The 6,000-nt window shown below is 45.3% G+C and carries 6 protein-coding genes; 3 read left to right on the top strand and 3 right to left on the bottom strand.

The features are described 5' to 3' along the window. The 3 genes from H7254_RS08520 to H7254_RS08530 form a co-directional block, all read left to right on the top strand. Positions 1-769, top strand: a 769-nt coding sequence (locus H7254_RS08520) for a 2Fe-2S iron-sulfur cluster-binding protein (protein ID WP_367875429.1), incomplete at its 5' end; no start/stop codon positions are given. Positions 770-1,112: 343 nt separating this feature from the next. Beyond that, the gene (locus H7254_RS08525) at positions 1,113-2,099 is read left to right on the top strand and encodes a xanthine dehydrogenase family protein subunit M (protein WP_301932567.1); all 987 of its coding nucleotides are present in this window, start codon (positions 1,113-1,115) and stop codon (positions 2,097-2,099) included. A gap of 24 nt (positions 2,100-2,123) precedes the next feature. Next, complete coding sequence (locus H7254_RS08530; RefSeq protein ID WP_301932568.1) at positions 2,124-4,304, top strand: xanthine dehydrogenase family protein molybdopterin-binding subunit; 2,181 nt, start codon at positions 2,124-2,126, stop codon at positions 4,302-4,304. On the opposite strand, the gene H7254_RS21460 is transcribed toward H7254_RS08530, so the two are convergent. The 3 genes from H7254_RS21460 to H7254_RS08540 form a co-directional block, all read right to left on the bottom strand. Further along, on the bottom strand, positions 4,301-4,435 hold the full coding sequence (locus H7254_RS21460) for a hypothetical protein (RefSeq protein ID WP_367875430.1): 135 nt from the start codon (positions 4,433-4,435) through the stop codon (positions 4,301-4,303). The genes H7254_RS08530 and H7254_RS21460 overlap by 4 nt on opposite strands. Further along, a complete protein-coding gene (locus H7254_RS08535) occupies positions 4,389-4,682 on the bottom strand; it encodes a hypothetical protein (protein ID WP_301932569.1) in 294 nt (97 codons plus the stop codon). The genes H7254_RS21460 and H7254_RS08535 overlap by 47 nt, the downstream gene beginning before the upstream one ends. Before the next feature lie 95 nt (positions 4,683-4,777). Beyond that, on the bottom strand, positions 4,778-6,000 hold a 1,223-nt coding region (locus H7254_RS08540), incomplete at its 5' end, for a hypothetical protein (protein WP_301932570.1).

The raw sequence follows: 6,000 nt of genomic DNA on the forward strand, positions 1-6,000 counted from the left end.
AGATGCAGATAATTTAAGCCCCGACGAAGAATCAATCCTCCACCAATTGGGTTTGAACGGAAGCGACCGGAGAAAGTTTTTGAAACAGCTTTCCGCAGCCAGTTTAAGTGTGCTGGCTTCCAATTATTTTACTTCGGAGGTACTTGCCGGCACTATGCAAAAGCTGCCCGATAATCCCAGTGTTCTTATGAACGAAATAAAAGTAAATCTGCGGGTGAATGATGTGGTTAAACCACTTGCGTTGGACTCCCGGACGAGTTTATTAGATGCACTGAGAGAGCGACTGGCGCTTACCGGAACCAAAAAGGGTTGCGACCATGGACAGTGTGGTGCCTGTACAGTTATTATTGATGGAAAAAGGCAACTGTCGTGCTTAACCTTAGCGGCCACCTGCGAGGGCAAAGAGATCACTACCATTGAAGGATTGGCTACCAATGGAAACATGCACCCCATGCAGCAGGCATTTATAACACACGATGGTTATCAATGTGGTTACTGTACACCGGGGCAAATCTGCTCTGCCGTAGCGCTGTTGGAAGAAGCAAAAAATGGAGATGCGAGTTATGTAACGGAGGATTTCAAAAAGATAAAAAGTAATCTAAAGCTATCGGAAGCAGAAATAAGGGAACGGATGTCGGGCAACATCTGCAGATGCGGAGCCTACAACAATATTGTGCAGGCGTTTAAACAAGTGCATTCAGGCGATGCGGAGATGCCTACGTGGGAATTTGCTACGCAGCAACAAATGGACAAGGCGAAGAGCGCTTAAGATATTTACTACAACGAAAACAAGAGTCTTTCACAGAGGACACAAAAACGTTTTGTTTTGAATGTTGAATGAAAAATTGCAGCATTTCTCCGTGTTTCTTTCTTTGTGCACTCTGTGGTTATCTTTTTTTTGACATTAGTGTGATGAGTACCTAACATAGGATGGTCGAACGGGGCAGGCAGCTAAAGTTGATGCCATATAACCAAAAGACGAACGCCCGCCTGACCGGACGGGCAGGGATTGCGACGCAACGATTATCCCATAAAAAACCAAAGCTGGTATCAAAAAAAATATAACAGCTTCTCAATCGCCTGAGCATTCAAAACTTTAAAATAAACCGATCATGAGACCATTCGCTTACACAAGTGCAACTACTAAGGAACAGGCGCTACAGGCTTCCCGCCCTACCTCGCATTACCTGGCAGGCGGCACTAACCTGGTAGACTTGATGAAGGAAGATGTGGAACGCCCCGACCAATTGATCCATGTTACCAATCTGGATTATAAGAAAATTACTTCCAACGCAGATGGTGGTTTAACGTTGGGTGCCATGCTCAACAATGCAGACACGGCCAATAACCGGGATGTGCGCACAAAATATCCTTTGCTTAGTATGGCTATGCTGTCTGCAGCTACTGCCCAAATACGAAACATGGCCACCAACGGCGGCAACTTATTGCAGCGTACCCGTTGCCCGTATTTTTTTGACACCGCTATGCCCTGCAATAAACGGCAGCCGGGTACTGGCTGTGGTGCTATAAATGGGTCGAATGCCTTACACGCCATTTTTGGCTATAGCGACAAATGCATAGCAGTGAACCCATCAGATATGTGTGTGGCATTGGCCGCCATTGGGGCCATGGTTGAAGTACAAAAACCCGGTGGTTCATCCCGCATGATCAACTTCAACGATTTTCACCGCTTGCCGGGCAGCCAGCCTGAAAAAGATACCACCCTTATGGCGGGAGAATTAATTACCGCTATTCATTTGTCGAAGCCGATTTTTTCAGACCATTATTATTATTTGAAGATCAGGGAACGCTCCAGCTACGCCTTTGCCTTGCTATCTGTAGCTGCCGGTTTGCAGGTAAACAATGGTGTTATAACCAAAGCCGGGCTTGCCATGGGTGGGGTAGCGCACAAACCCTGGAAGCTGACCAAAGCCGAAGCCTACCTGGCAGGCAAAAAACCGGAGCAGGCGGTTTTTGGAGCGGCTGCAGCAATGGAAATGAAAGACGCTAAGCCATTTAAAGAAAACAAATACAAGGTTGAAATGGGCACGGCGGCCATTGTGAGAGCACTTACACAAGCTTACGAAAGAGAAGCATAGACCCAACAAATAAATATATTTTTTATGCAGAATAAGTTGAACACAACAGGGGTAGGAAACGCTATTGACAGAGTAGAAGGCCACCTGAAAGTGAGGGGAATGGCTAAGTATGCATCAGAATTTGTGGTGCCAAATAAGGTGTATGCCCAGGGAATTAATAGTACCATAGCAAAAGGCGAAATTGTTTCAATTGATACTTCCGAAGCTGAAAAACTGCCCGGCGTTTTAAAGGTAATCACTTTTAAAAATGCTGAAAAGCTGAAAGCATTCGATAAAAAAATGTCGGAACTTTCTACCACCAGTATTGCTCCGGTTTTGCAAAGCAATAAGGTTCATTTCTATGGCGAATATATTGGGCTGGTAGTGGCCGAAACTTTTGAGCAGGCACAATATGCAGCACGGCTTGTAAAATTCAATTATAAAGAAGATAAAAATCCTGCAATCAATTTTGATAAATCAAGAGGTAAGGCTTACAAGCCAAATGAACAATCAGATTATTCCCGTGGCGATATTAAAGCTGGTCTTGCCGAAGCAGATGAGGTGGTGGAGGTTACCTACAATACGCCGATAGAGCACCATCATCCTATGGAGCTGCACGCAGTAATTGCCTCGTGGGATAATGGTAAAGTGACGGCCTATGCAAGTCAGCAAATTGTTAGAGATGCTACCATTTGCATATCCGATACTTTTCAAATTCCTAAAAAAAATGTTAGAGTTATTGCCTCGTTTGTAGGGGGTGGTTTTGGGTCTAAATTAAATGTGGAGCGCCATGTAATTATGGCAATTATGGCTGCTAAAATGGTGGGCAAACCGGTGCAGGTTACCGTTACCCGGCCGCAGATGTTTACCAATACCGGAATGAGGCAAAGCAACGAACAGAAGATGCGGGTAGGTGCCAAAAAAGATGGAATACTTACTGCGTTATCTCACGAAACGCTGTCCCACACTTCGCCAACATTGGAGTTCCAGGAACCATGCGGCATGGTGTCACAAATGCTGTACAAGGTGCCTAACAACCTGGTCACACACCGGTTGATGCCCATGAATCTTCAAACACCTTTTGCCATGCGGGCACCCGGGGAGGCCACCGGAAGTTTTGCGTTGGAGTGTGCCATGGACGAAATGGCGTGGAAATTAAAGATGGATCCCATAGACTTTAGGGTAAAAAATGATACGCAAATGGACCTCAGTACCAACAGACCATTTTCGTCGCGGTTACTGGTTGAGTGTTTACATATTGGCGCTGAAAAGTTTGGCTGGAAAAACCGTAAAATGCAGCCCCGCACCAATAAAAATGGTAACTGGTTAATTGGTTATGGCGTAAGTGCAGCATCAAGAGAATCGCCTTATCTAAAAACCTACGCTAAAGTAATTTTGGCATTGGATGGCGATACAGTAAACGCCACCTTACAGATGGATGCTACCGATATTGGAACCGGCAGTTATACCATTGTTGCACAAACTACATCAGAATATCTCGGTATTCCGGTAGCGCAGGTTACGGTGCAATTGGGAGATTCTGATTTTCCGCCAACACCTGGTTCGGGCGGTTCGTGGGGTGCGGCCTCTTTTTGTAACGCTGCCATGGCTGCCTGCGAAAAGGCCATCAAAACACTCAAAGCAAACCGAAACATAAAAGAAGAAGAAGAGGTAGCTATAGTTGATTTATTAAAACAGAATCAATTAAAAGCCTTTGAGGCCGAGGGAAGTGCCGAGCCATCCGAAGCATTTAAAAATCATTCAGTCTTTTCGTTCGGGGCCAACTTTTGCGAAATTTGGGTAGATAAGGATAGCTTGATGTACCGCATTAAAAGAATGGTAAATGTTGGGTCTGCCGGAAAAATTCTAAATCCCAAAACTGCGTACGGTCAAATTATAGGCGGCATAACCATGGGGGTCGGCATGGCCTTGACCGAACAAACAAAAGTAGAGCCTAACTTCGGCAATTTCATCACCCGTTCTTTCGGCGATTACCATGTACCCGTTAACCTGGATATGTCCAATATTGATGTAGTCTTTTTGCCCGAAGAGGATAAAATAGCCAATAAAATGGGCGTAAAAGGAATTGGTGAATTAGGCATTACCAGCGTAGCCGCATCCATTGCCAACGCCATATTTAATGCCACCGGCAAACGGATGCGTGATTTGCCCATTACGCCGGAGAAGTTGATTCAGGCGGGGATGGAGGTGGGGGTGAGTGCTTAAGCATTGATATCCCAATGAAAAAGTCCGCTTACTTCTTTCGACTTTAAAAACTCCATCTGCTTTTGGATGCCTGCATAATTTTCTTCAATCACCTGTTTGTCGCCATAAAACTCGTACAGCTTTTTTTGCAGGTAAGGAAAGGCGTGTTGCCAACCTAACGGGCCCCGACTCTAAATCATAACCGCGATCTGCTATAACGGTATACGGAGCAATCTCGGTAATGCCTCCATCGGGCTGTTGCTGGTTGGCAAAATCCCTAACGATTTTGCGATAAAAATTGGCCATGTTATAGTTGTACATAAAGGCCTCGGAGGTAACAACAATATCCGCCCCATAACCCATTTTCTCCCGGCCCGGGCAATCGGATACTCTGTTCATTCTCTCTCATATTTCATCTTTTCCGTTTCAAGTTTTTCACCTTATTTATTATTCATTATTCATTATCTCTCCCCTTTTTACTTTTTAATTTTTACTTAATAAACCACCTCATAATACATCGTCTTATACTTGCTTCCATCCAGTATCATCTTTCCATTGTTTACCAAAACCTGTTGCCCTGTTCTGTTTCCAATATGATCCAGTACAAATACATTCATAGGCCGTTTGCGTTTTAGGGTTAGGTGAACGCTAACAGGTTCTAACAAAACCGGCGCTTCACCTACTGCCAGCAGTTGAGTATGATCGGCATTGTACTGCATATTGGTATTTCGTGCCCTTGCAATTGTGGTGATCAATATATTTTTTGTAGTGGCAATCGGCTGCTTTTTATCCAGGCTTGTTACCAACACAACAGCAAATTGATTGGAAGATTTGAGGGTTACATCACCCAATTGAATCGGCTGTTGTGGTAAAAATCCAACAACTCCCTGTGTGCCCTTTGTATCAATAGTAAAATAGCCGCTGTCTCTGTAATCCCAATGTAACTGGCCCGTGGTTGATCGTACCGTTTTATTGGTAGCGGCAGGCAATTTGTTTACAACAGTGGGTAACTGTTTTGTACTATCTGCAAAGGTGAGCACCACCCTACCCGCAGCCAGCGCTTCCAAAGGCACCAACGATTGCAATCGCTTGATGTCGGACTCCTGTTCTACCTTTTCGTAAAATGGCAACTCCCCTTTCATCAATCCTGCAACAGGTACATTGCGGTTAGCTATCACATCAGCTTTTTTAAGGTCGCCGCGGTACACCATGGTAGCCAACGCGGGGTACAAAGCCAGTTGGGTAGGCGAAGTAACATTGTACACACCATGCCCGCTTTGCACAGTTGGCGTGTAGTGGGAGTAATCCATAGCAAAAGCGAAAGATGCATCCCAGCCCTGCAATCCCAAACCATAAGCAGCCACAATTGGCGCACTTTCCACTGTCCATTCGTTTGGTATAAGGCTCATCCATTCCGATATAAAAAAGGGCCTGTCTGCCACCTGCTGAAAGCCTGTGCTTAACAAGCCGCTACCAGGGTGACTAATCATAGGGGCATTGTTTACTTTACCTGTAGTAAGGCGGTGCCCCGTGCCCCCACCCGAATAGTTATGCCGGTCTATAGCACCTGCTCCATAATCAGCATACAAATTTAGCAGGTGGGCTATGCCTGAACCCGCCTGCCAGCAACTGCCCACAATCACTCCTTTGTAGCCGGTGCTCCGTACTGCTTTCTCAAACTTTGCATAAAACTTTGCCTGCTCATCGTACAGAAATA

It is taken from the genome of Ferruginibacter sp., assembly GCF_014377975.1.
In the GTDB taxonomy this organism is placed as follows: domain Bacteria; phylum Bacteroidota; class Bacteroidia; order Chitinophagales; family Chitinophagaceae; genus Ferruginibacter.

Bases quoted from the DNA above. Each gene is read 5' to 3' on its own strand.
- H7254_RS08525 (WP_301932567.1), top strand. From the start codon at position 1,113: ATGAGACCATTCGCTTACACAAGTGCAACTACTAAGGAACAGGCGCTA.
- H7254_RS08535 (WP_301932569.1), bottom strand. From the start codon at position 4,682: ATGAACAGAGTATCCGATTGCCCGGGCCGGGAGAAAATGGGTTATGGG.
- H7254_RS08530 (WP_301932568.1), top strand. From the start codon at position 2,124: ATGCAGAATAAGTTGAACACAACAGGGGTAGGAAACGCTATTGACAGA.